The 23,072-nt window shown below is 63.3% G+C and carries 21 protein-coding genes; 7 read left to right on the top strand and 14 right to left on the bottom strand.

Features of this window, described 5'->3' with window-relative positions; genetic code table 11:
- Positions 1-32: 32 nt before the first annotated feature.
- The 3 genes from ACFJIU_RS20925 to ACFJIU_RS20935 form a co-directional block, all read right to left on the bottom strand.
- Entirely contained in the window at positions 33-1,040 is a 1,008-nt protein-coding gene (locus tag ACFJIU_RS20925) for a magnesium and cobalt transport protein CorA (RefSeq protein WP_379063131.1), read from the bottom strand.
- A gap of 140 nt (positions 1,041-1,180) precedes the next feature.
- Positions 1,181-1,906 carry a phosphate signaling complex protein PhoU gene (gene phoU / locus ACFJIU_RS20930; RefSeq protein ID WP_379063133.1) on the bottom strand — a complete coding sequence of 242 codons (726 nt, stop codon included), beginning with the start codon at positions 1,904-1,906 and terminating at the stop codon, positions 1,181-1,183.
- Positions 1,907-2,023: 117 nt separating this feature from the next.
- On the bottom strand, positions 2,024-3,286 hold the full coding sequence (locus ACFJIU_RS20935; RefSeq protein WP_379063135.1) for an ATP-binding protein: 1,263 nt from the start codon (positions 3,284-3,286) through the stop codon (positions 2,024-2,026).
- A gap of 264 nt (positions 3,287-3,550) precedes the next feature.
- Here ACFJIU_RS20935 and ppk2 point away from each other — a divergent pair, with 264 nt between their 5' ends.
- From ppk2 to ACFJIU_RS20950, 3 genes are all read left to right on the top strand, one after another.
- Positions 3,551-4,462 carry a polyphosphate kinase 2 gene (ppk2, locus tag ACFJIU_RS20940; RefSeq protein WP_379063137.1) on the top strand — a complete coding sequence of 304 codons (912 nt, stop codon included), beginning with the start codon at positions 3,551-3,553 and terminating at the stop codon, positions 4,460-4,462.
- Positions 4,463-4,770: 308 nt separating this feature from the next.
- On the top strand, positions 4,771-6,483 hold the full coding sequence (locus ACFJIU_RS20945; protein ID WP_379063139.1) for a peptidoglycan D,D-transpeptidase FtsI family protein: 1,713 nt from the start codon (positions 4,771-4,773) through the stop codon (positions 6,481-6,483).
- Positions 6,484-6,638: 155 nt separating this feature from the next.
- Complete coding sequence (locus tag ACFJIU_RS20950; RefSeq protein ID WP_379073181.1) at positions 6,639-7,442, top strand: transporter substrate-binding domain-containing protein; 804 nt, start codon at positions 6,639-6,641, stop codon at positions 7,440-7,442.
- A gap of 41 nt (positions 7,443-7,483) precedes the next feature.
- Here the strand turns inward: ACFJIU_RS20950 and ACFJIU_RS20955 are convergent, their stop codons facing one another.
- Complete coding sequence (locus ACFJIU_RS20955) at positions 7,484-8,374, bottom strand: LysR family transcriptional regulator (RefSeq protein ID WP_379063141.1); 891 nt, start codon at positions 8,372-8,374, stop codon at positions 7,484-7,486.
- A gap of 165 nt (positions 8,375-8,539) precedes the next feature.
- Here ACFJIU_RS20955 and ACFJIU_RS20960 point away from each other — a divergent pair, with 165 nt between their 5' ends.
- The gene (locus ACFJIU_RS20960) at positions 8,540-9,430 is read left to right on the top strand and encodes a DMT family transporter (protein WP_379063143.1); all 891 of its coding nucleotides are present in this window, start codon (positions 8,540-8,542) and stop codon (positions 9,428-9,430) included.
- 111 nt (positions 9,431-9,541) lie between these two features.
- Here the strand turns inward: ACFJIU_RS20960 and ACFJIU_RS20965 are convergent, their stop codons facing one another.
- The gene (locus ACFJIU_RS20965) at positions 9,542-9,955 is read right to left on the bottom strand and encodes a tellurite resistance TerB family protein (RefSeq protein ID WP_379073182.1); all 414 of its coding nucleotides are present in this window, start codon (positions 9,953-9,955) and stop codon (positions 9,542-9,544) included.
- Between the two features lie 332 nt (positions 9,956-10,287).
- Here ACFJIU_RS20965 and ACFJIU_RS20970 point away from each other — a divergent pair, with 332 nt between their 5' ends.
- Positions 10,288-10,617 (top strand): hypothetical protein, encoded by a 330-nt coding sequence (locus ACFJIU_RS20970; RefSeq protein ID WP_379063145.1) that lies wholly within the window; start codon positions 10,288-10,290, stop codon positions 10,615-10,617.
- 99 nt (positions 10,618-10,716) lie between these two features.
- Here ACFJIU_RS20970 and ACFJIU_RS20975 read toward each other — a convergent pair whose 3' ends face one another.
- From ACFJIU_RS20975 to ACFJIU_RS20985, 3 genes are all read right to left on the bottom strand, one after another.
- On the bottom strand, positions 10,717-10,929 hold the full coding sequence (locus tag ACFJIU_RS20975) for a hypothetical protein (RefSeq protein ID WP_379063147.1): 213 nt from the start codon (positions 10,927-10,929) through the stop codon (positions 10,717-10,719).
- Positions 10,926-13,310 carry an FdhF/YdeP family oxidoreductase gene (locus tag ACFJIU_RS20980; RefSeq protein WP_379063148.1) on the bottom strand — a complete coding sequence of 795 codons (2,385 nt, stop codon included), beginning with the start codon at positions 13,308-13,310 and terminating at the stop codon, positions 10,926-10,928. Before ACFJIU_RS20980 ends, ACFJIU_RS20975 begins: the two co-directional genes overlap by 4 nt.
- Positions 13,311-13,388: 78 nt before the next feature.
- Positions 13,389-16,190 carry an ATP-dependent Clp protease ATP-binding subunit gene (locus tag ACFJIU_RS20985; protein ID WP_379063150.1) on the bottom strand — a complete coding sequence of 934 codons (2,802 nt, stop codon included), beginning with the start codon at positions 16,188-16,190 and terminating at the stop codon, positions 13,389-13,391.
- 457 nt (positions 16,191-16,647) lie between these two features.
- Here ACFJIU_RS20985 and ACFJIU_RS20990 point away from each other — a divergent pair, with 457 nt between their 5' ends.
- Entirely contained in the window at positions 16,648-17,724 is a 1,077-nt protein-coding gene (locus ACFJIU_RS20990; protein ID WP_379063152.1) for a D-alanine--D-alanine ligase family protein, read from the top strand.
- A 13-nt stretch (positions 17,725-17,737) separates the two neighbouring features.
- On the opposite strand, the gene ACFJIU_RS20995 is transcribed toward ACFJIU_RS20990, so the two are convergent.
- The 6 genes from ACFJIU_RS20995 to ACFJIU_RS21020 form a co-directional block, all read right to left on the bottom strand.
- Positions 17,738-18,739 carry an NADP-dependent oxidoreductase gene (locus tag ACFJIU_RS20995; protein ID WP_379063154.1) on the bottom strand — a complete coding sequence of 334 codons (1,002 nt, stop codon included), beginning with the start codon at positions 18,737-18,739 and terminating at the stop codon, positions 17,738-17,740.
- A 98-nt stretch (positions 18,740-18,837) separates the two neighbouring features.
- A complete protein-coding gene (gene arsK, locus ACFJIU_RS21000; RefSeq protein WP_379063156.1) occupies positions 18,838-20,019 on the bottom strand; it encodes an arsenite efflux MFS transporter ArsK in 1,182 nt (393 codons plus the stop codon).
- Positions 20,016-20,432 (bottom strand): arsenate reductase (glutaredoxin), encoded by a 417-nt coding sequence (arsC, locus tag ACFJIU_RS21005; RefSeq protein ID WP_379063158.1) that lies wholly within the window; start codon positions 20,430-20,432, stop codon positions 20,016-20,018. Before arsC ends, arsK begins: the two co-directional genes overlap by 4 nt.
- Positions 20,429-21,490 (bottom strand): ACR3 family arsenite efflux transporter, encoded by a 1,062-nt coding sequence (gene arsB, locus ACFJIU_RS21010; RefSeq protein WP_379063160.1) that lies wholly within the window; start codon positions 21,488-21,490, stop codon positions 20,429-20,431. Before arsB ends, arsC begins: the two co-directional genes overlap by 4 nt.
- Before the next feature lie 3 nt (positions 21,491-21,493).
- A complete protein-coding gene (locus ACFJIU_RS21015; RefSeq protein WP_379063162.1) occupies positions 21,494-22,033 on the bottom strand; it encodes an arsenate reductase ArsC in 540 nt (179 codons plus the stop codon).
- Positions 22,030-22,383: an ArsR/SmtB family transcription factor gene (locus ACFJIU_RS21020; RefSeq protein WP_379063164.1), complete on the bottom strand. Its 354-nt coding sequence runs from the start codon at positions 22,381-22,383 to the stop codon at positions 22,030-22,032. The genes ACFJIU_RS21015 and ACFJIU_RS21020 overlap by 4 nt, the downstream gene beginning before the upstream one ends.
- 42 nt (positions 22,384-22,425) lie before the next feature.
- Between ACFJIU_RS21020 and ACFJIU_RS21025 the strand changes: the two genes are divergently transcribed.
- Complete coding sequence (locus ACFJIU_RS21025) at positions 22,426-22,944, top strand: DUF6428 family protein (RefSeq protein WP_379063166.1); 519 nt, start codon at positions 22,426-22,428, stop codon at positions 22,942-22,944.
- Positions 22,945-23,072: the final 128 nt, after the last annotated feature.

The following is a 23,072-nucleotide window of genomic DNA, read 5'->3' on the forward strand; positions in this document are numbered from 1 at the left end:
ACCCGACTGCCGATTGCCTGCTCCCCTCTCGTTCACAGCCACCCATTCTTCCTGAAGCGCCAGTAGAGGAAGACGCAGATGCCGGCGATGGCGGCCAGCACCGTCGGGTAGCCATATTCCATCTTCAGTTCCGGCATGTCGGTGAAGTTCATGCCGTAGATGCCGGCGAAGGCCGTGGGCACCGCCAGGATGGCGGCCCATGAGGCGAGTTTCTTCGAGATCGCCGTCTCCTGGCTCTGGCCGACCAGCAGGCTGGCCTCGAAGGCGAAGGCCAGCACCTCGCGCAGGGAATCGATCTTCTCCTGCACGGTGCGGATGTGGTCGGTGACATCGCGGAACAGCGGATGCATGTCGGCATCGATCTGCGGCAGTTCGGAGCTGGTCAGCCGGCGGCAGACCTCGACCAGGGGAAGTGCGGCGTTGCGCAGCCGCAGAAGGTCGCGGCGCAGCATGTAGAGGCGCTCGATCGCCTTGGCGTCCATGGGTTTCACCAGCACGCCGTCCTCGATCTCCTCGACCTCGTCCTCGATCTGCTCCAGCACCGGGAAGTAGTTGTCGACGATGAAATCGAGGATGGCGTAGAGAACGAAATCCTCGCCCTTGGCCAGCGATGTCGGGCAGCTTTCCCAGTGCTGCCGCACCGTGGCGTAAGAGGTGGAAGGGCCATGGCGGACACTGACCAGATAGCCCTTGCCGATGAACAGGTGCGTCTCGCCGAAGCTGACGCGCTTGTCCACCAGTTGCGCCGTGCGGGCGACGATGAACAGGGCATCGCCATATTGCTCGAGTTTCGGCCGCTGGTGAGCGTGCTCGGCATCCTCGATGGCCAGCTCATGCAGGCTGAACTGCGCCTGCACGCGCCGCAACAGGTCGCGGTCGGGTTCGAGCAGGCCGATCCAGACGACATGGTCCTTCTTGCGGGACCATTCCCCGGCTTCCTCGATCGGGATGTCGGCGACACGCCGTCCGGCGACATAGACACTCGATGCGACGATGCGGGAATCCTGCGGCCCCGGCGTGAAATCGCGAACATGGTCCATCGTCGCCTCCCGAGGAACCTCAGTCTTCGGCGTAGAGTGAACCTGTGTCTGCGGAGTGGCAAGAGGCAGTCGGCAGTGAACCGTGCTTCAAACACCGAGTTCGCAAAAGGTACTATTTTCGACTGCCGACTGCCGACTGCCTATTTTGCAAGTTCCGGCTGCTGCACCACCACCCGATCGGTCTTGTCTTCCTTCGGGCGGTCGGCCGGCATCTGGTCGCCGGTGACGATGTAATAGATGGTCTCGGCGATGTTGGTGGCGTGGTCGCCGATGCGCTCGATGTTCTTGGCGCAGAACAGCAGATGCGTGCAGGAGGTGATGTTGCGCGGATCTTCCATCATGTAGGTCAAGAGCTCGCGGAACAGCGAGGTGTACATGGCGTCGATCTGCTCGTCGCGGTCGCGCACCAGGCCGATCTTGTCGACCGAGCGCGAGGCGTAGACGTCGAGCACTTCCTTCAACTGGATAAGGGCAAGGTTGGCCAGCGCCTCCAGCCCGCGATAGAGGCTTGTGGCGTCGCGGCCGTCCGTCACCGACATCACCCGCTTGGCGACATTCTTGCCGAGGTCGCCGACGCGTTCGAGGTCGGCGGAGATGCGGATGGCGCCGACGATCTCGCGCAGGTCGGTCGCCATCGGCTGGCGGCGCGCGATGATGAGGATGGCCTTGTCGTCGATCTCGCGCTGGCCTTCGTCGAGCACGATGTCGTCGCGGATCACCTTCTGGGCGAGATCCTGATCGGCATTGACGAGGGCAGCCACCGCCTGTTCGACCATGCGTTCCGCGTGACCGCCCATGGCCGCAATGCGCTTGGCCAGGAACTTCAGTTCCTCGTCATAAGCGCTGACAATATGCACGGACTGCATGGGCATTGCCTTCTGGAAGGTGCGGTGATTCGCTTGTCAATTGACTGCTGATACGCCAGCCATGTGACAATACGACGAAACGCTTTCCCCAGAGATAGTCTGCATTTGCGCTAAAATCTAGTTTGCTGGCAAATGGACCGTGAATGCAGCTCCTTTGCCGAGTTCCGAGCGGATCGACATGCGCGCGTGATGGCGGGTAAGGATGTGCTTGACGATGGAGAGGCCGAGGCCGGTTCCCTTCTGGGCGCGGCTGGTTTCGACATCGACGCGATAGAAGCGCTCGGTGATGCGGGGAATGTGTTCTTCGGCGATGCCGGGGCCGAAATCGCGAATGGTGACGTCGATGGTCGGCTCGGCGGCATTTCCTCCGGGCGCCACGCTGACCGCGACGCGACCGCCGGACTGGCCGTATTTGCAGGCGTTCTCGAGAAGATTCTCGAACACCTGGAACAGCTCGTCGCGATCGCCGGGCACGGCGAGCTCACCTTCGGCGAAGTCGCGCTCGACGACGAGGTTGCTGTCCCTGGCCAGGGGGCTGAGGGAATCGATGACGCTTTCCAGCGTCTGGCGCAGATCCACCCGCGCGCCGGGCTTGAGATAGGGTTTCATCTCCAGCCGCGACAGCGACAGCAGATCGTCGATCAGGCGCGCCATGCGGCTGGTCTGGTTCTGCATGATCTGCAGGAACTGCTCGCGGGCGGCGGGATCGTTGCGGGCCGGTCCGCGCAAGGTTTCGATGAAACCCGAGATCGAGGCGAGCGGCGTGCGCAGCTCGTGGCTGGCGTTGGCGATGAAGTCGGCGCGCATGCGGTCGATGCGGCGAGCCTCGCTCTGGTCCTTGAACACCAGAACGAACAGGTCGGTGCCGTGTCCGACGGAGGAAGCGCTGACCCGGTAGACGCGCTCGACCGGCAATTTTTCGAGATAGTCGAGTTCGTCGGAAGCAACCTTGCCGGAGACGACACTGTCGAGCAGCGCCTGCATTTCCGGCGCCCGGAACTTCAGCGGCAGCGACAGGCCGGGCGACATGCCGCCGAAAGCGACAAAGGCTGCGGCATTGGCATGCACCACCGTGGTGTTGCGGTCGAAGATGATGAGCGGATCGGCGACGGCGGCGGCCAGATATTCACCGGAAAGGCGCTGCAGGCCTTCGGTTTCCACCTCCCTCGCCTTCTCGGCGATGCGCGCACTAGGCTTGGCGCTGAAAAGCGCTGCAAACAGAAGCAGGACGGCCAGTGGCAGGGCCCAGGCCCGGCCCGGCCCGAAGCCGTAGGCGACCATCACGGCCGCAAGACCCGCCAGCAGATACCAGCGTGCCTCCCACAGCCTGACCGTCAAGCTCGTCCTCGAATGGCGATCCTCACCCGCAACGTCGCTCATATGCACTCCAATCCATCCGGGCGACCTACCGCAATTCCAGTAAAAGTTTGTGACGGTTTACCGTCCGGAATTGCATAACAAAGAATAGAGCGTTTCCGCGTTTCCGTGAAAAACGGAAACGCTCTGGTCCGGAATTGCATAACAAAGAACCAGAGCGGTTCAGCGGTTCCGTAAAAAACGGAAACGCTATCGTGCCAACTTCCCGCTGGACCCCATTACTGGCTCCCCATAGCATGAGTCTGAAAGTTGGAGAGGTTCGTATCGATGAAAAAAGAAAAGCCCGTTGCCCCGGTTGCCAGCATTCCGATCCCGGAACCGCTGAAGATTCAGATCGACGGCAAGGAGCGTCTGTTCGACATCGATGCGCCGGAACTGCCGGAATGGATCGAGGAGAACAAGCTGTCGGCGGGCGGTTATCCTTACGACAAGAAGATGAAGAGCGAGGATTATGCGCAGACGCTGGAACAGCTGCAGATCGAGCTGGTGAAGGCGCAGGCCTGGTTGCAGGCGACCGGCCAGCGGGTGATGGCATTGTTCGAGGGGCGCGACGCCGCCGGCAAGGGCGGCACCATCTTCGCGCTGCACCAGTTCCTCAACCCGCGCAGCGCGCAGAACGTGGCGCTGACCAAGCCGACCGAGACCGAAAAGGGACAATGGTATTTCCAGCGCTACGTCAACCATTTCCCGACGGCGGGTGTGCTCGTGTCGTTCGACCGCTCCTGGTACAACCGCGCCGGCGTCGAACCGGTGATGGGCTTCTGCACGCCACAGCAGCACGAGGACTTCCTCGACGAGGTGCCGCATTTCGAGAAGATGATCGTCAATGACGGCATCCATTTCTTCAAGATCTGGCTCGACATCGGCCGCGAAACGCAGCTGGCGCGATTCCACGACCGCCGCCACAGCCCGCTGAAGAACTGGAAGTTCTCGCCCATCGACATCGCCGGCGTGAACAAATGGGACGACTACACCAGGGCGCGTGACGAGATGTTCAAGCGCACGCATGCCAAGCACGCGCCGTGGATCATCGTGCGTGCCAACGACAAGCGCCGCGCCCGCCTCGCCGTCATCCGCCGCATCCTGCTCAGCCTGCCCTATGACGGTCGCGACCTCGACGTTATCGGCAAGGAAGACAAGAAGATCATCGGCGAAGGACAATCTTTCGTGAAGAAGTGACGAGAACAAGGGGCAGGGAAACGGGGGAGCTGGAAATACATTTTCGATGTATTTCCAAAAATACAGTAAGACGACTTCGCCTCACTGCCTCAGCTTCCCTCTCCCCAACCCAAGCTCAGCTCCTCGGTCGTTAACCATATTACATAAGTTATATCAATTTAGTCCGCAGCACCCCGCCAGAACCTAAAGGTTAATTTAACTTTTAAGATTTTTTTCACTGATTAAACCCTAGAACGACTCGTTCGCCATACATTTCATTAACGAAATCAAAGACGCTGTCGCACAAACAGCGCGTGGGGTCGCGTCGCATGTCTGGGGTCTGGAAAGGCTGGCTGAAGCGGAGGTTCGCCGCCATATGCGCGCCCAGCAATCCTCTGGTGGTTGAGGGGAGGCGTGGCGCGCCACGCCGCCGGGTGGTCTTCGTCGCGGCCGGCTTCCTAGCGGTCTACGCGGCGATGAGCGGCCGGCTCGTCCATCTGGGCATGCAGAGCCTGCCGGAAAGCGGCGGCCCTGCCGTCCGCCCCACGGCATCCCGGCCGGACATCATCGACCGCAACGGCGCGCTGCTGGCGACCGACATCAAGATGTCTTCGTTGTTTGCAGAGCCGCGCCGCATCGTCGATGCGGACGAAGTCATCGAAAGACTGTCGACCGTTCTTGCCGATCTCGACGTGGAGGATACCTATGCCAAGCTGAAAAGCGGCAAGGGCTTTGTCTGGCTGCGCCGCCAGCTCACACCCAGGCAGCAGGGCGACATCATGGCCCTCGGCCTGCCGGGCATCGGCTTTCGGACCGAGAAACGGCGCTTCTATCCCGGCGGACCTGTCGCGTCCTATATCGTGGGGCTGACCAATCTCGACAATCGCGGCATCTCCGGCCTGGAAAAATACATCGACGACCAGGGACTGGCCGATCTGCAGCAGCTGGGCATGGCAACCGCCGCAAGCCTCGCCCCGGTCAAGCTGTCCGTCGATCTGCGCGTGCAGCACATCGTGCGTGACGAGGCGCTCCAGGCCATGACCCGCTTTCGCGCCATCGCCGCGGGGGCCGTCGTGATCAATGCCAAAACGGGTGAAGTCGTTGCCATGGCGTCTGTCCCCGACTTCGACCCGAATAATCCAGTCGATGCCCAGAGCCCGGACAAGCTGAACCGCATGTCCGCCGGGCTTTACGAAATGGGTTCCACCATCAAGAGCTTCACCACAGCGATGGCGCTGGACTCCGGCAAGGTCGACCTCAACAGCACTTTCGATGCCAGTCGTCCGCTCAGGATCGGCCGCCAGATCATCAGGGATTTTCGCGGCAAGGGCAGAGTACTGACCCTGCCGGAGGTGTTCCTCTATTCATCCAACATCGGCTCGGCGCGCGAGGCGGATGTGGTCGGCATCGAGGGGCATCGCGAATTTCTCAAGCGCCTCGGCCTGCTCGACCGAACGCGGACGCAACTGCCGGAGGTCGCCCAGCCGACCGAGCCACGCGTCTGGAAGAAGGTGCATTCGATCACCGCGGCCTTCGGGCACGGTTTCTCGACAACGCCGCTGCAGACCGCCGTCGGCGTGGTTGCGCTGATGAATGGCGGCCGGCTTATGCCGCCGACTTTCCTGCCTCGAGGCTTGCAGGAAGCCCTCGCCGTCTCTGAACAGGTGGTCAAGGACAAGACCAGCCGGGACATGCGCTACATCTACAAGCTGAACGGCGAAAAAGGGTCCGGCAGGTCGGCGGCGGTCCCCGGATATCGTGTCGGCGGCAAGACCGGCACCGCGGAGAAGGTGGTCAACGGCCGCTACTCCAAAGACAGGAACTTCAACGCCTTCGTCGCCGCCCTGCCCATGGACGACCCGCAATTCGTGATCCTGACCATCGTTGACGAGCCGAAGCGGGAGAACTCGGAGCGTGCCGCCACCGCCGGCTTCAGCGCGGGCCCGATGGCGGCCAACATCATCCGCCGCGCGGCTCCCATGCTCGGCGTCATGCCCAGGTTCGAGGTGGAAGCCGCAGCGGAAAATATCAGCATCGAATAGGCAGTCGGCAGTCGAAATGTGCGCGAGGCGACGCACCTGCAATTGTTTTTTGGCCGACTGCCTATTGCCGACTGCCTACCCCCCCATTGTATGAAAAGCAGAACAGGAGGTTCGATTTGAAGCTGCGCCGGTTAGCCCTGACTGCTCTGGCGGCCATGTTGGCCTGCGGCCCGGCCGCGCGCGCGGCAGAACCACAGCCGCCAATGCTTTGGGACGCCAATGAGCGGCTGCCGAAACCCGACCTCACGAAACTGGCGCGGCTGCGTTTCCTGACCACCACCGATTTCCCGCCTTTCAACTTCCTGGACACCGCCGGCAAGCTGTCCGGCTTCCATGTCGACCTCGCCCGCGCCATCTGCGCCGAACTTGCCGTTGCCGACAAATGCCAGATCCAGGCGCTGCCCTGGGCCGAACTAGACGATGCGCTGGCCAAGGGCGACGGCGAGGCGATCATGGCCGGCGTCGCGGTGACGCAGGAGAACCGCGAGAAGTACGCCTTCTCGCGCTCCTACCTGCAGTTTCCGGCGCGCTTCGTCATGCCGAAGGCCAAGGCCGTGACCGAACCACTTTACGAGAAGCTCAAGGGCAAGCGCGTCGGCGTGGTGGCAAGCTCGGCGCATGAACGCATGCTGCGTGACGATTTCCCGGAGGTGACCACGGCGCCGTTCCCGACCGAAGCGGCACTGTTTGCCGACATCAAGGCCGGCAAGATCGATGCTGCCTTCGGCGACGGCATGCGCTTCGGCTTCTGGCTGGCGGGTTCGGATGCCGCCGATTGCTGCCGTTTCGCCGGCGGGCCTTACCTGGCGCCGGAATATCTCGGCACCGGCCTGGCCATTGCGGTCAAGCCGGACGACAAGGACATCGCCGCGGCACTCGACTACGCGCTGCAGCAGATCGCGCTGAAGGGTACCTTCGCCGAACTTTATCTGCGCTACTTCCCGGTGAGTTTCTACTGAAGATCGCCGCGCAGCCTGAATTGCTGCCGGCACCCGACCGATCAACTGGCCAACGCCAGGCCGCCATATCGGCCGATGTCGCCCTCGATCTCCGTCATCAGCGTATCGAGGGCGGGATTGCGCACCTTGCGACCGCGCCGCGCCACATAGACGAGCGGCGGTGGCGGCGGCAGACCATCTGCAATGATTTGCATCTCCGGGCGTAAATGCCGTTCACCGAGCAACGCGACGCCCATCGCCGCGTTGACCGCCGCGACGATCCCGGCAGCGCTCGAACACTCGAAGACGGTCTCCAGCACGATGCCTCCGTCCTGTCCGAGGTCAAACGCCCAGCGGCGATAGAAACACTCATCGTCGAACGACAGAAACGGTATCGGCCCGCCTTCCGGCAGATCGAGTTCGGGATGCTTCACCCAATGCAGCTTTTCTTTCATGAGAACGAGATCGGTCGGGCGCACTTCGTGCGCGAACATCTGGATGATCGCCGCGTCGATCTCGCCTCGCTCCAGCATCGATCCCAGCACCAGGCTCATGCGGACCTTGGTGCGGACACTGACCTGCGGGTGCAGCCGGCGGAACCTGCCCAGAATGCGGGAAAGCGCGGTGCAGGTGGTGTCCTCGGTCAGGCCGAGGGCAATGCGCCCCGCCAGCGTCGTCTTCGACAGGCTGAGCAGGGCTTCGTCATGAAGCCCGAGGATGCGAATGGCATAGTCGAGCAAGTCGTTCCCCGCCGCGGTGAAGGCAGTCGAGCCCGGCAGGCGGTTCAGAAGTTCGCAGCCGAGACTCGTCTCCAGTCTTTTGATCTTGTGGCTGACGGCGGACTGGGAAAGGCCGAGCGCTTCGGCCGCTCGTGTGACGCCGCCGTGATGCCGGATGGCAAGCAGAGCCCGCAACGCATCGATTTCCAAACGCCGGCGGGTGAGGTCCGTCATGTTCTCGTCTCGCGCTGCATTGCAGTCATCTGCACACAGGCGGCATGAAAATGCAATTTTCCATGACTTGGGCGACGAATTTGTCATGTCATGATCGAAATTTGTCATGTGCCTCCAGGGGTCTGCTGCTGATAGCTGCCGGTGAAACGCCGGAATGAAAAGCACATGACCGACCAGCCATTGTCACTGCCCGTCCAGAACCGTTTTATCTGGCCCGCGACAGCCTCGCTGCTGATCCTGGTCTGGAGTTCCGGTTTCGTCGGCATGCGCTACGCGAGCGAAGAGGCGGCCGCCGTAACCATCCTGTTCTGGCGCACGCTTCTCTCGGGTCTGATCCTGCTGCCGTTCGCCCTGGCGATTGGACCGAAGATGATGCCGCGCGCGATACTCGCCCAGATGTGGTTCGGGGTGATGTCGGTATTCCTCTACCTCGGCGGTCTCGCCCTGGCGATCGAGCAAAGGGTTCCCACCGGTCTTGTCGCTCTGATCTCGGACCTGGTGCCGCTGGCGATCGCCGTGCTGTCGCAGCCCGTGCTGGGCGAACGGCTCAGCGTGCGGCAATGGCTGGGAACGGCTGTCGCCGTGGCGGGCGTGCTGATCGTGTCGCTGGACAGCCTGAGCTTCGGCGGCGCGCCGATCTGGGCCTATGGCCTGACCATCGGCTCCATGCTCGTCTTCGCTCTGGCATCCGTGCTGCACAAGCGGCGCCGAACCGGACATATGCCGATCCACCAGAGCCTCTGCATCCACACCTTGACGGGTGCGGCGCTGTTTGGCGCCTGCGCACTGCTGGAAGGCAACGTAGCGCCGCCGACGACCAGGAACTTCGCCATCGGCATGGTGTGGCTGGTGCTGTTCGCGACCTTCGCCGCCTACTCCGTGTATTACACGGCCTTGCGGATGTTTCCGGCCGCGAAAGTCAGCGCCGCGATCTATCTCAGCCCACCCGTCACCATGCTGTGGTCGTGGGCTCTGTTTTCGGAGCCGTTGACGCTGCTGATGTTCGCAGGGCTGGGCGTGACGCTCGTGGGAGTCTGGATGACTTCGCGCGGCTGACCGACGCGACCCAGAGCATTTTGTAGCCGAGTGGAATCGCTCGGCGTTACAAAATGCGGCGAAAACAAAAACTTAGAGCGTTTCCGCGTTTCCGTGAAAGACGGAAACGCTCTAGGTCAGCATGCGATGACGGGCCTTGGCCGAGCGCTCGATGGCGGCGACCGTCAGCGTGTCGAGGTCGAGCGCGCGGCGGATGAGCTGCAGCACGCGCACTTCCTCCATGCGCATTTCGAGGTCGACGGCGGCAACCTCGAAGGCGGCTGCATAGGCTGTGTCGTGGAGCCGTTCCGGCAAGGCCCTGGCCGCCTTGGTGAGCACGCCGTCGAGCCCATCCTTCTCATGCAGCAGTTTCTGGCACTTCTGCGCGATCGCAATCAGCTTGTTGTGGCTGAAGTCCTCGAAGACTGGCCATGACGAGACCACATTGCCGATCCGCGCCAGTTCCACATCGGTCATGTCGCGGTCCGAAGCCGAGGTGATCACCATCAGGTGGATCAGGGCTCCATGCGGATTGAGGCCAGGCATCATGTCTCCATTCGGTTTGCCATGGAGCAATTCCAGGAAAAGTGTGTGACGGTTTCCGTCCGGAATTGCCTAAAAACGAAAGCTGGAGCGTTTCCGCCTTCACGAAAAACGGGAACGCTCCAGGGTGGATTGAAGCGGGAAGAAAAAGGCGGCAACAAGGAAGATCGTCCTGCGGACGCCATAACTGTCAGGAGATTGCGCGGATGATGCGAGCTTTCGATCCCGATGTCGTGCTTTCCCTGCCGCTGATGGCGAACCTGGCGACGGCTGCCGATGACGGCGCCCCGCGCAATGCGCCGGTCTGATTCATCTGGGAAGAAGAGGCGCTCTGGATGCTCGGCGACGAAGGCGGCAGCTCGGTCAGCCGCCTGCAACGGGAACCACGATGTGCGGTGGAGATCGTGCATTTCGACAATGCCGCCGGCGTCCTGCTGCATTGCGGCCTGCGTGGATCGGCCACGATCGAGGCCTCGTCGCCGGCCCGGTTCCGTCGCCTGCTGCTGAAATATCTCGGCGCGCAGGAACACTGGAACGAATGGTTCCTCGACACCGTCGCCAAGACGGAGGACCCGACAAACCGCATGATCAGGCTGGCTCCCGAGAGCATCTTCACCAACAACGTATCGTTTTTCAGGACCGGCCCTGACTATGCCTGGCCATGAGACGCGTTCGGATCTGAGATGATCGCAGTTCCGTCGGTCGCCGAGACGATTTCACAGCTTCGCAAGCCGAAAGGGTGACAGACCTGCGAACAGCCACCCTCACGGGTGCCAGCTGTCCTCTCCCTCGCCGTTGTAATAGAGGGTGCCTTCGGGCGTGCTGACAGCGCCCGGATCCGCGCGCTTCATGTTGGCAAGGCTGTCTTTCGGCGGCTTGTTGCCGGCCGCATCCATGGAGAACTTCAGGTTGGGATCGTCCGGCGCACGGCCGACGGCCGTCATTGCGGGATCGGACCAGTGATAGGTCTCACTCATGACATCCTCCTCTCTTGATGGCGCGCCTCGCCCGGAAATCGGTTTCCCACGACGCCGGCCTTTTCGACGACCAGTTCGGTCTCGCTGCTTTCCACCGCCGCGCGGATGCGGACAGGGATCGACTTGTAGGCCGGCGTGCGGCTTTCCGGATCATGGTGTTCGAGCGCCACGAGCGGCTGCGCTTCCGGATAATAGGCGCCACAGCATCCGTCGGGCAGGTTGTATTCGACAAGCGTCAGCCCGCGCACGATGCGATGATCGCCGGCATGGTCGAGCGCGGTCAGGATGTCGACGACATCGCCCTCCACGAAGCCGAGACGCTGCAGTTCGCGGGCGTTGATGAACAGCACGTCGCGACGACCGAACACGCCACGATAGCGGTCGTCGAGCGCATAGACGGTGGTGTTGAACTGGTCGTGGGATCGCAGCGTGGTCAGGTTCAACACTGCCGGATCGCTGCTGGCAACATCTTCCTGGAGGCCGGGGGCGACCAGGAAATTGGCCTTGCCGCTCGCGGTCTTCCACACACGCTGTGCGGCCGCATTGGGCAGGTTGAACCCGCCCGGAACCGCCACCCTGGCATTGTAGTCGCGGAAATCCGGGAAGACGGCCTCGATCTTGTCCCTGATCAGATCATAGTCGGCGGCCATCGCGTCCCAGTCCACCGCGCCCTTCCCCTGCAGGGTCGCCTTGGCGATCTGCGCGACGATCCAGGGTTCCGACCTGACATTGCCACTCGGCGGCTTGATGAAACCCCGCGAGGCATGAACCATCGACATGGAATCCTCGACTGTCACGAACTGCTGGCCGTTCGCCTGTTCATCGATGTCGGTGCGGCCGAGACAGGGCAGGATGAAGCTCTCGCGGCCGACCAGCAGATGCGTGCGGTTGAGCTTGGTGGTGATGTGGGCGGAAAGGTCGAGCTTGCGGAACGCCTCGGCGCAGGCCTGCGGATCAGAAGAGGCGATGGCGAGGTTGCCGCCCAGGCAGATCACCGCCTTGGCGGAACCGTCGCGCATCGCCGCGATCGCATCGATGACGGAATGGCCGTGTGCCCGCGGCGGCTCGAAACCGAACACCTGCCCGAGCCGGTCGAGGAAGGCTTCTCCCGGGCGCTCCCAGATGCCGACGGTGCGATCGCCCTGGACATTGCTGTGTCCGCGCAGCGGACAAAGCCCGGCGCCGGGTCGGCCGATATTGCCTTTCAGAAGCAGGAGGTTGACGAGCTGCTGGACGTTGCTCGTGCCGGTCCTGTGCTGGGTGATGCCCATGCCATAGCAGATGATGGTGGCTTTCGATCTTGCATAAGCCTCCGCCACGCTCTCCAGGGCCGCCCTGGAGAGACCGCTGGCCTTCTCGATGTCGGCCCAGCCTGTGGCCGCCACATCGTCGGCAAAGTCGTTGAAGCCGAATGTGTGTTCGTCGAGGAAGCCGTAGTCGAGGATCGGCTCAAGTCCGGCGGGCTGCGTCAACTGGTCCATCGCCAGCAGCGCCTTGCAGATGCCCTTGATCGCCGCGGCGTCGCCGCCGACCTTGACCTGGAAATAGGTGTTGGCGATGGGGGTCGAGGTCAGCGTCACCATCTCCACGACCGACTGCGGCGACTCGAACCGCTCCAGCGCCCTTTCCTTCAGCGGGTTGAGGACAATGATCTTTGCACCCCGCTTCTTCAGCTGCCGCAGGGTGGCCATCATGCGCGGGTGGTTGGTGCCCGGATTGTGACCGATCGACAGGATCAGGTCGGCATGGTCGAAATCCTCCAGGCTGACCGTGCCCTTGCCGACGCCAATGGATTTCGGCAGGCCGACCGAAGTCGCTTCGTGGCACATGTTGGAGCAGTCGGGGAAATTGTTGGTGCCGTAGAGCCGGACAAACAATTGATAGAGGAACGCGGCCTCGTTGGAGGCGCGTCCGGACGTGTAGAACTCGGCCTGATCGGGATGGTCGAGCGCATTGAGGCCGGCGGCGATCCCGGCAATCGCCTCATCCCAGGCGACCGGCTCGTAGTGATCGGTATCGGGATTGTAGCGCAGCGGATCGGTGATGCGGCCCTGGTCCTCCAGCCAGTAGTCGGATTTCTGCCACAGCTCGCGGACGCTGTATCGCTTGAAGAAGTCCGGGCCGATGGTCTTGGTGGTCGCCTCCCAGGCAACCGCCTTGGCCCCGTTCTCGCAGAATTCGAAGGATGCGGTGTGTTTGGGATCAGGCCAGGCACAGCTTGGGCAATCGAAGCCGTCAGGCTTGTTCTGGCTCATGAGCGCGCGGGCCCCCCGCGCGACCACCTGCTGGTCCTTCAGGGCGAGAGCCACCGCTCTCAACGCTCCCCAGCCGCCGGCCGGCCCCTTGTAGTCAGTTATGCCTTCGGGACGTTTTTTCGTCATTCAACATCTCCAGGGGGCGGGCCTTGTCTGCCGCTCCGGGTTTTCATTTCGGCCGTGGCAGCCGTCTCTCCGCCTTGGCTACGGCCCGTCCGATCTTGTCTCGGCATTTTCCTGTTTCGGTTTCGAATTGCCGCCGGCTTTTGCCTTTTTCGGCTCCTGCGACGGAGACTTGTCGGCATCCGGTGCTGCCGGACGCGTCACCTTGAAGGCGACACCGGTACCCTCCGCATAGCTGCAGTCGACCGTGTCCCCTTCCTGGACCCGGCCCGACAGCATCTCCTTGGCCAGCGGCGCTTCGAGGACGCGGCGGATTTCGCGCCGCAATTCACGCGCGCCGAACTGTGGCTGATATCCCTCGTCGGCCAGATGGCCGACGAGGCTCTTGTCGAAGCTCAGCGTGATGCCCTGGCCGAGCGCGACCTGGCGGACGAGATTGAGCTGCAACTCGACGATGCTGCCGATCTGTGTCCTGGAGAGCGGATCGAAGATGATGATCTCATCTATCCGATTGAGGAACTCCGGCCGGAAATGCTTGCGCAGCACCGCCATCACATCATCGCGCACGGCCTCCGACGGGACCGAACCCGCCAGGCTCGGACGGCCCATGATGACATCCGAAGCCAGATTGCTGGTGGCGATGATCATGGTGTTCTTGAAGTCGATGACGCGGCCCTTGCCGTCGGTGAGCCGGCCATCGTCCAGCACCTGGAGCAGCACGTTGTAGACGTCGGCATGCGCCTTTTCGATCTCGTCGAAGAGGACGACGCTGTAGGGACGGCGGCGGACACGCTCCGTCAGCTGGCCGCCCTCGTCATAGCCGACATAGCCCGGCGGCGCGCCGATCAGGCGGGCGACGGCGTGGCGCTCCATGTATTCGGACATGTCGATGCGGATGACGGCATCCTCGTCACCGAAGATGACCTCGGCCAGCGCCTTGGCAAGCTCGGTCTTCCCGACACCCGTCGGCCCGAGGAACAGGAAGGTGGCGATCGGCCGGTTGCCCTGCTTCAGGCCGGCCCTGGCCAGCCTGACCGCATCGGAAACCGCCTGGATTGCCTGGTCCTGGCCGATGACGCGCTGATGCAGCCGCTCCTCCATCTTGAGCAGCTTTTCCTTCTCTTCCTGCGTCAGCTCGTTGACCGGGATCCCCGTCAGCTTGGAGACGATGTCGGCGATGTCGCTGACCTGCACGTCGGCGCTGCTCGACCCGATCTTCTGCTTCCACTGGTCGGTCTTGTCGTCGAGGTCCTTTTCCTGCCTGGCGATCTTCGCCTCGATGTCCTTGGCCTTGTCGAACTGCTTGCGCGACGTCGCATAGGCCTGCTCACGCTTGAGCTGGGCGAGCTCCGCTTCCGCCTCCTGCAGGTCGGCCGGGCGCGAGGTGGTCGACAGGTGCACCCGCGCCGCCGCCTGGTCGATCAGGTCGATCGCCTTGTCGGGCAGGAAGCGCCCGGTGATGTAGCGGTCGGACAGTTCGGCCGCGGCGACCAGCGCCTCGTCCTGGATGATGACCTTGTGGTGCGCCTCCATGCGGTCGCGCAGGCCACGCAGGATGTTGATGGTCTGGTCGACCGTCGGCTCGGGCACCATGACCGGCTGGAAACGGCGTTCGAGCGCAGCGTCCTTCTCAATGTATTTCTGGTATTCGTTCAGCGTGGTCGCGCCGATCAGGTTCATCTCGCCGCGCGCCATCGCCGGCTTGAAGGTGTTGGCGATGTCGAGGCCGCCCTCGCCGCCGCCCTGTCCGGCGCCGACGATGGTGTGGACCTCGTCGATGAACAGCACCAGCTCGTCCTGTTTCTCGGCGATCTCGTCCATCACCTGCTTGATGCGCTCTTCGAATTCGCCCCGGTATTTGGAGCCGGCGACCAGGGAATTGATATTGAGCTCGATGAGACGCTTGCCGCGCAGGACCTCCGGCACCTCGTTGTTGATGATGCGCTGCGCCAACCCTTCGACGATCGCCGTCTTGCCGACGCCGGGCTCACCGATCAGCACCGGATTGTTCTTCTTGCGGCGCGCCAGCACCTCGATCGTGGTCTCGATCTCCTTCGAGCGGCCGATCACCGGGTCGAGCTTGCCGTCGCGCGCCATCCTGGTGAGATCGCGGCTGAACTTGTCGAGGTTGGGCGTGTTGGTGGGCGTGTCGACCTTGCCGTCTTCCGCGCCCTTGCCGACGACCTTCACCGACTGCTGACGCAACGCCTGTGCCGTCAGGCCGTATCGCTTGAGCAGCGTTCCGGCATAGCTGTCGGGCACCTCCGCCAGTCCGATCAGCAGATGCTCCGGGCCGACATAGCTGTGGCCGAGTTCGCGTGCGGCGGTATAGGCCCGCGCCAGCGCGCTCTTGACCCTGGGCGACACACCGACTTCCCCCTTGGGGTCCGCCTTGTCGCCCGATTGTTCGGGGCTGTATCTGTCTATCTCCGCCTGGAGATCGGCGGGCGATACCTTGAACTGCTTCAGGATGGTCTGGACGACATCGCTTTCGGGCAGCACGTAGAGCAGGTGCTCGGTATCGACTTCGCGGCGGCCGCTCTGGGCCGCCCGCTCGGCCGCCCGCTGCAGCATCTCCTTGGCCTGCTCGCTGAACTGCTCGATATATTGCCGCTCGCCGGTCGTATCGGGCGCCGAGCCGCCGCGGCGCGTGTTGAAGGCGCCGGGAGAACTGTCCGCCAATCCATCGGAGCGGTTGAAGAAATCCCCGAACGGGCTTCCGCCGAAAAGGGATTCGAAAGGCGAAAGATATTTCTGGTGGCGTGTCAGTTGCCCGTAGTCGTATTCGCAGACGTCCAGGTCCTCACGGGCCCCGTCCCTGACGACGGTGACGCGGATTGCGGCCGGACGAACACCACAGATCTCGCATAGCTTGGCTGCCATTGGATTACCCCTTGCCGGTTTCAGTTCCGTGCACGAAATTTTGCCTTTGGTAATGCCCTTGCCGTTGCCCGAAGCCCCATCGGGCAGCCGCTGACCTCATTCTCCTTTTGAAAATACGCCACCGTCGCCAGTGCCGGCATCCCGGCGCAGGCGAAGACAGGTCCAGGCTGTTCCGCAAAGCGAACCCAGCGCCGTTGGGAATGGGGGAACGAGAACCCTTGGCTGTCCGCTTCCAGCCCGGCCCGTGGTCTCTTCCTCGTCTAACCGCCCCCGTATCCTGCCCATGATAGCGCGGCGGCGCAACGTCAAAACGCACTCGATGCGAAAAACCTGCCGCACGCCGATTGGAAGCAAGGCTTTGGCCGAGCGTCAAAAATTGGGCCTCAGACATTCATCATCCTGGTTGGAACAGCTCGGGTCGCGGCGTTCACCGCACAGCGCTTTCAGGGGGATGCCTATGGTCGACGTATCGGGAAGATTGCGCATTGCCGTGCTGTTCGGCGGCCGCTCGGCCGAGCATGACGTCTCGCTGCTTTCCGCAGCCAATGTCATGAAGGCGCTGGCCCCGGAAAAATACGATCCCGTTCCGATCTTCGTCACCCGCGACGGTCTGTGGCTGTTGAGCGCCTACGAAAACGGCACGCTGGCAACGCCATCCAGCGGCACCGAAATCTGTCTGCTGGCGGGAAGACACGGAAGGGCAATCGCCTTGCCCAAGGACGACGTGCCCTACGAAGCCCCAAAGATCGACATTGTGTTTCCCGTCCTGCACGGCCTTCCCGGCGAGGACGGAGCGGTGCAGGGACTGGCCGAGGTGGCCGGCGTGCCGCTCGCCGGATGCGGCATACCGGGCTCTGCCAACGCGCTCGACAAGGACATCGCCAAGCGGCTGTTCAACGCGGCGGGTGTACCTGCCGCGCGGTCGGTGACGATCCGTCGCGGCACCGCACCGGCCTTCGATGGACTGGAAAAGGCGCTCGGCCTGCCGATCTTCATCAAACCGGCCCGCCAGGGTTCGTCGGTCGGCATCAACAAGGTCTCGACGCAGGCGGACTATGAGACAGCCCTGTCCGAGGGTTTCCGCCATGACGACAAGCTTTTGGCCGAGGAATTCATTCGCGGCCGCGAGATCGAATGCGCGGTGCTGGAGAACCCGGACGGCACGCTGTTCGTGTCGCGAACCGGCGAGATCACCCCCGCCGCAAGCCATGGCTTCTATAGCTACGACGCCAAATACATCGACGCCGACGGGGCGGCGTTGAAGGTTCCGGCAGACATCCCCGGGGATGTCGAGGACGAGATCCGCGCCCATGCGGCGACGGCGTTTCGTGCGCTCGGCTGCGACGGCATGGCACGCGCCGATTTCTTCGTCACTGCGGACAACCGCATCTTCATCAACGAACTGAACACCATCCCCGGTTTCACCGACATCAGCATGTATTCCAAGGTGATGGGCGCCAGCGGGGTCAGCTATCCGGAGATCATCGACCGGCTGGTCGCGCACGGCATGGCGCGCGCAGGCCGTTCTCTCTGAAAGCCGGTCGGTCTTACATGCGCACCACAACCTTGCCCTTGGCGCGCCCGGCTTCCAGATAGGCAAAGGCATCGGCGATCCCGGCGAAAGGGAATACCCGGTCGATGACCGGCTCCAGCTTCTTCCGCTCGATCAGCTGTGCGAGTTCGGCAAGCTCGCTGCCGCTCGGATGCATGAACAGATAGCGGTACGAGACGCCGTGCTTCCTGGCTTCGGCACGCAGGCTGAACGATGCGAGCCAGAACAGCGCAGCCAGCCCCATGCCCCGGCCAAGGTCCTTCAGCGCGGTCTGGGGCTCCGGCATGCCGGCGATCGAAACCACCTTGCCGCCGCGCTTCACCACCTGGAATGTTTTCTTGAGCGTCTCGCCGCCGAGCAGATCGAAGGCGCCGTCCATGTCGCGCACACGATCCTCGAACTTCTGCGTGGTGTAGTCGATGACCACGTCGGCTCCCAGCCGCTCGACGAGCGCCCTGCCGCGCGGCGACGCCGTCGTGGTAACCTCCGCTCCAAGATGCTTCGCCAGCTGGATGGCGAAAGTACCGACGCCACCCGCCCCGCCGGGAATGAAGACGCGACTGCCCTTCTTCACGCCGAGTTCGTCGCGCAGCGCCTGCAGCGCGGTGAGCCCGGCCAGCGGAACGCCGGCGGCGCTTTCGAAATCCAGCGATGCCGGCATGAGGGCAACGAGGTCGGCGGGAACAACCGCATAGTCCGCGAAGGCACCCATGGCGGCCTTCGGCATACGGGCGAAGATCCGGTCTCCTTTCGCGAACGATGTCACGCCCGCGCCGGGTTCCTCGACGACGCCGGCCAGCTCGTTGCCCATGATGGCCGGCAGCGGATACCGCTGGATGACCTTCAGCTTGCCTTCGCGCGTCTTGAAATCGACCGGATTGAGACCCGCAGCATGAACACGCACCAGCACCTCGCCACGGGCGGGGCGTGGCCGCGGCATCTCGCGCAGCTCGGCGGCTTCGGCACCGCCATATCCCGTCAGAACAAAGGCCTGCATTGCGCACCCCATCGATCGTTGGCTCCTGCGCACTTCTAGCATGCGACGGGCTGGCCTAGAATGTCGGCAACATGTGATCAAGTGCCGGCCGGGACTGATCAGCCTCGCCGGATCATCAGGAAGGCTAGCACGGCAATTGCTCCGGCGGCGACGGCGACGGCGAGCGAAGGGATGACCCCGATCCGGATCATGCCGAATGCCAGCGCGAACGGGGCGACTGCCGAGACGACGAGGCGCGCGGAATTCACCCTGCCCTGCAGCCTGCCATAGCCCTCGCTGCCGAACAGATGAAGCGGCAGCGTGCCCGAGACGATGCTGAGCAGCCCGTTGCCCAGGCCGAACAGGATGGCGAAAGCCATGGCGCCGGCAACCGATGGCGCCGTCAGGGCGAGGACCAGCACACCCAGGGGCATCAGGGTTGCTGCGATGACGGCCAGCACCACCGGCGACAGGTTGCGCCCGAACCCCATGTTGATCAGGCGGCTCACCACCTGCGACGGACCGAACAGCGTTCCGATGAACGCCGCCGACGCCCCGAGGCCAAGGCCCGAAAGCAACGGCACCATGTGCACCAGTATGGCCGCGCCGACCAGTGACTGCAGCGCGAAGCCGGCCACCATCAGGGCGAAGCCTGACCGCCTGCCGCCTTCAGGCAATCGTCCAAGGACGGGAACTGGCGCCGTCGACATGGCGGCCCGGCTGCGGGCCAGCCCCGCCGACAACCATCCGTGCAGCGGCAGGCAGACGACCAGGTTGAGCGCGGCAAAGACCAGATAGACTTCCTGCCAGCTCAACTGCCGGTGCAGCGCGCTGGTGATCGGCCAGAAGACGGTCGAAGCAAAGCCGCCGATCAAAGTGAGATAGGTGATGCTGCGGGCCGCGACATGCGGCTGCAGCTGCACCAGGAGCGCAAAGGCCGCGCCGTACTGGACGAGGTTCGAGGCGAGTTCGAGAGCGATCAGGGCCGCGACGAAAACGGCACCGTTCGGAGCCGCGGCGCAAGCGGCAAGCGCTGCCGCGGCGAGCAGCGAGCCGGCCGACATCATGCGCCCGGCGCCATGGCGATCGATCAGCCGCCCGAACCAGGGCGCCGCGAACCCACCCGCCAGCAGCGCCGCCGACAATGCGCCGAACACCCATTCCGTCGACCAGCCGAGATCGCGGGCCATATCGGGCGCGAGGATCGAGAAGCTGTAATAAAGCGTGCCGTAGGCGATGATCTGGGTGAGGCCGAGTGCGAGGACGGCCGCGACCGGAATCCGCTCGCCGACTGTATTCACGGCTGGCCCTTGGCTGGATGGTGCACAACCTCGCCGTCTTCCTTGGTGAAGGTGGCAACGGGGTTGGCGAGCAGGTCGAGGACGGCTTCGGAGGGTCGGCAGAGCGCCGTGCCTTTCGGCGTCTCCACGATCGGCCGGTTGATCAGGATCGGGTGCGCCATCATGAAATCGATCAGCTCGCCGTCAGACCATTTGCCGTCGGCCAGGCCGAGTTCGCCATAAGGCGTGTCCTTCTCGCGCAGCAACTGCCTCGGCGTGATCTGCATGGCCGCCATCAGTTCGACCAGCCGCTGCCATGACGGCGGATCGACGAGGTATTCGATGACAACAGGCTCTTCACCACTGGCCTTGATCATGGCCAGGGTGTTGCGGGACGTGCCGCAGGCAGGATTGTGATAGATGGTGACGGTCATCGCGCCCTTCCGGTTTCCGTGACAGGAGCAGGCTTCAGGCCCCGCTCATACCAGCCTTTGCTGCGGTTCACGATCCAGACGACCGAGAGCATCACCGGCACCTCGACCAGCACGCCGACGACGGTGGCGAGTGCGGCACCCGAGTTGAAGCCGAACAGGCTGATGGCCGCGGCGACCGCCAGCTCGAAGAAGTTTGAAGCTCCGATCAGTGCCGAGGGACCGGCAACGCAATGCTGCTCGCCGCTGATGCGGTTGAGCAGGTAGGCGAGCCCGGCGTTGAAATAGACCTGGATCAGGATCGGTACGGCCAGCAGCGCGATGATCAGCGGCTGCGCGATGATCTGTTCACCCTGGAAGCCGAAAAGCAGAACCAGCGTTGCCAGCAATGCGACGAGAGAGACCGGCTGCAGCGTAGCAAGCAGCCGGTCCAGCGCCGACTGCCCGCCCTTAGCCAGCAGGCGCCGGCGCACGAACTGGGCGGCCACGACCGGGATGATGATGTAGAGCACGACGGACAGCACCAGCGTGCCCCATGGCACCGTGATCGCCGAAAGGCCGAGCAGCAGGCCGACGACCGGCGCGAAGGCCACAACCATGATGGCGTCGTTCAAGGCTACCTGAGACAGCGTGAAATGCGGTTCGCCCTTGGTCAGGTTCGACCACACGAAAACCATTGCCGTACAGGGGGCGGTTGCCAGAATGATCAGCCCGGCAATGTAGGAATCGATCTGGCCGGCCGGCAGATAGGGCCGGAACAGCCAGCCGACGAACAGCCAGCCGAGCAGCGCCATCGAGAATGGCTTGACCGCCCAGTTGATGAACAGCGTCACGCCGATGCCGCGCCAATGGCGGCCGACTTCGCCGAGTGCCGCGAAATCGATCCTGAGCAGCATCGGCACGATCATCAGCCAGATCAGCAGAGCCACCGGCAGGTTGACCCTGGCGATCTCGGCCGAGCCGGCAAGCTGGAACAGGCCTGGAAAGAGATGGCCGAGCAGGACGCCCGCGACGATGCACAGGCCGACCCACAGGGTCAGGTAGCGTTCGAATGTGGTCATCGCTCAGGCCGCCGGCGCGTTCTGGTGCAGGCCTGCCGATGTCGCGCCATCGGTCGAACCGATCCGTTTCAAATGATGCTGAAGGGCGAGACGATCGATCGAGGCGTGCGGCAGGTTGAGGAAAGCGTCGATGCGGTTCTTCATGTAGCGCGCCGCGGTGGAGAAGGCGCGTTCCCTGTCGATGTCGGAGCCTTCGACGGCGGCCGGATCCTCGATGCCCCAATGCGCGGTCATCGGATTGCCAGGCCAGACCGGGCAGGCTTCGCCGGCGGCACTGTCACAGACGGTGAAGACGAAATCCATCTCCGGTGCGCCGGGCACAGCGAACTCGTCCCAGCTCTTGGAGCGGAACCCTTCGGCCGGATAATCCAGCGCGGCGAGCACCTTGAGCGCGAACGGGTTGACGGTGCCCTTCGGCTGGCTGCCCGCCGAATAGGCCCTGAACCGGCCGGCGCCTTCCCTGTTGAGGATGCTTTCCGCCAGGATCGAGCGCGCGGAATTGCCGGTACACAGGAACAATACGTTGTAGACGCGGTCGCTCATTGAACAATGTCCTTGGACGGGGTGCAGCAGGCGGCTGCGGTGACAACAGGGGCGCAGACTTCCGGATGGCCGCCGCAGCAATCCTCCATCAGGAACCGGATCAGGCCGCTCAGCGCCTCATATTCGGCGCTGTAGATGATCGAACGCGCATCGCGCCTTGCCGCGGCAAGGCCTGCCCGCTCCAGTTCCTTCAGATGAAATGACACGTTAGAGGCCGACACTTCGGCCTTCTCGGCAATGGCCCCGGCGGCAATGCCCTGGGGGCCGGCCACCACCAGCATGCGCAGGATGCGCAGGCGGGTCTCCTGCGACAGGGCACCGAAGGCTGCGAGGGCTTGACGTTCATCCATATTTCAATAATCCTAAAAATATCGAAATGAGGAATAGCGCAGATGAATGCTCCTGGCAACGTCAATGTTTCGGTGGCAGCCGACGACATCACGATCGGTGAATTGCTGGAGGTACTCGACCGGCATCCATCGAGCCCGCTCACCTTCCGCTGCGAAGGGCGCCGGCTGCGCAAGGGCTATCATGTGACGGAGGTGAAGGCCGGAACCTTCGCCGGTCTCGACTGCGGCGCCAATCCGGAGGCCTGGACGGAAATCTTCGTGCAGTTGTGGGACGTCGATGACGCGCCTGAACAGATGACGGCCAAGAAGTTCGCCGCGATCATCGGCAAGGTCGCCGACCACCTTTCACTTGACCGGAGCGCCCGGCTGACCTTCGAGGTGAGCGATGGCGTGCAGCCCATGCAGTTGCACCGAGCCGCCGCGCCGTCGATCGGCGCCGGCGAAATCGTCGTGGCGCTTTCGCCACGCCCGGCAAGCTGCAAACCACGCGATCGCTGGCTGGCTGAGCAGCAGGCCGCGGGTTCCTGCTGCGGACCGGCAGGTTCGCCGTGTTGTCCGTAGCGACATCAAGGAAAAATGCCCGAAATCGTTGGCGCCCCGGTGCGTCACGGAGCGAAGCGCCATCGGCCTGATCCGCTCCATATCTTTGCCTCGAGCATGATCCTGGTCCGAAAAGTCTTCAACTTTGC

The sequence above is a fragment of the Mesorhizobium sp. UC74_2 genome (assembly GCF_042701485.1).
Lineage (GTDB): Bacteria > Pseudomonadota > Alphaproteobacteria > Rhizobiales > Rhizobiaceae > Mesorhizobium.

Excerpts from the sequence above, each read along its gene's own strand:
- ACFJIU_RS20925 (WP_379063131.1), bottom strand. The coding sequence starts at position 1,040 with ATGGACCATGTTCGCGATTTCACGCCGGGGCCGCAGGATTCCCGCATC.
- phoU (WP_379063133.1), bottom strand. The coding sequence starts at position 1,906 with ATGCAGTCCGTGCATATTGTCAGCGCTTATGACGAGGAACTGAAGTTC.
- ACFJIU_RS20935 (WP_379063135.1), bottom strand. The coding sequence starts at position 3,286 with ATGAGCGACGTTGCGGGTGAGGATCGCCATTCGAGGACGAGCTTGACG.
- ppk2 (WP_379063137.1), top strand. The coding sequence starts at position 3,551 with ATGAAAAAAGAAAAGCCCGTTGCCCCGGTTGCCAGCATTCCGATCCCG.
- ACFJIU_RS20945 (WP_379063139.1), top strand. The coding sequence starts at position 4,771 with ATGTCTGGGGTCTGGAAAGGCTGGCTGAAGCGGAGGTTCGCCGCCATA.
- ACFJIU_RS20950 (WP_379073181.1), top strand. The coding sequence starts at position 6,639 with ATGTTGGCCTGCGGCCCGGCCGCGCGCGCGGCAGAACCACAGCCGCCA.
- ACFJIU_RS20955 (WP_379063141.1), bottom strand. The coding sequence starts at position 8,374 with ATGACGGACCTCACCCGCCGGCGTTTGGAAATCGATGCGTTGCGGGCT.
- ACFJIU_RS20960 (WP_379063143.1), top strand. The coding sequence starts at position 8,540 with ATGACCGACCAGCCATTGTCACTGCCCGTCCAGAACCGTTTTATCTGG.
- ACFJIU_RS20965 (WP_379073182.1), bottom strand. The coding sequence starts at position 9,955 with ATGCCTGGCCTCAATCCGCATGGAGCCCTGATCCACCTGATGGTGATC.
- ACFJIU_RS20970 (WP_379063145.1), top strand. The coding sequence starts at position 10,288 with ATGCTCGGCGACGAAGGCGGCAGCTCGGTCAGCCGCCTGCAACGGGAA.
- ACFJIU_RS20975 (WP_379063147.1), bottom strand. The coding sequence starts at position 10,929 with ATGAGTGAGACCTATCACTGGTCCGATCCCGCAATGACGGCCGTCGGC.
- ACFJIU_RS20980 (WP_379063148.1), bottom strand. The coding sequence starts at position 13,310 with ATGACGAAAAAACGTCCCGAAGGCATAACTGACTACAAGGGGCCGGCC.
- ACFJIU_RS20985 (WP_379063150.1), bottom strand. The coding sequence starts at position 16,190 with ATGGCAGCCAAGCTATGCGAGATCTGTGGTGTTCGTCCGGCCGCAATC.
- ACFJIU_RS20990 (WP_379063152.1), top strand. The coding sequence starts at position 16,648 with ATGGTCGACGTATCGGGAAGATTGCGCATTGCCGTGCTGTTCGGCGGC.
- ACFJIU_RS20995 (WP_379063154.1), bottom strand. The coding sequence starts at position 18,739 with ATGCAGGCCTTTGTTCTGACGGGATATGGCGGTGCCGAAGCCGCCGAG.
- arsC (WP_379063158.1), bottom strand. The coding sequence starts at position 20,432 with ATGACCGTCACCATCTATCACAATCCTGCCTGCGGCACGTCCCGCAAC.
- arsB (WP_379063160.1), bottom strand. The coding sequence starts at position 21,490 with ATGACCACATTCGAACGCTACCTGACCCTGTGGGTCGGCCTGTGCATC.
- ACFJIU_RS21015 (WP_379063162.1), bottom strand. The coding sequence starts at position 22,033 with ATGAGCGACCGCGTCTACAACGTATTGTTCCTGTGTACCGGCAATTCC.
- ACFJIU_RS21020 (WP_379063164.1), bottom strand. The coding sequence starts at position 22,383 with ATGGATGAACGTCAAGCCCTCGCAGCCTTCGGTGCCCTGTCGCAGGAG.
- ACFJIU_RS21025 (WP_379063166.1), top strand. The coding sequence starts at position 22,426 with ATGAATGCTCCTGGCAACGTCAATGTTTCGGTGGCAGCCGACGACATC.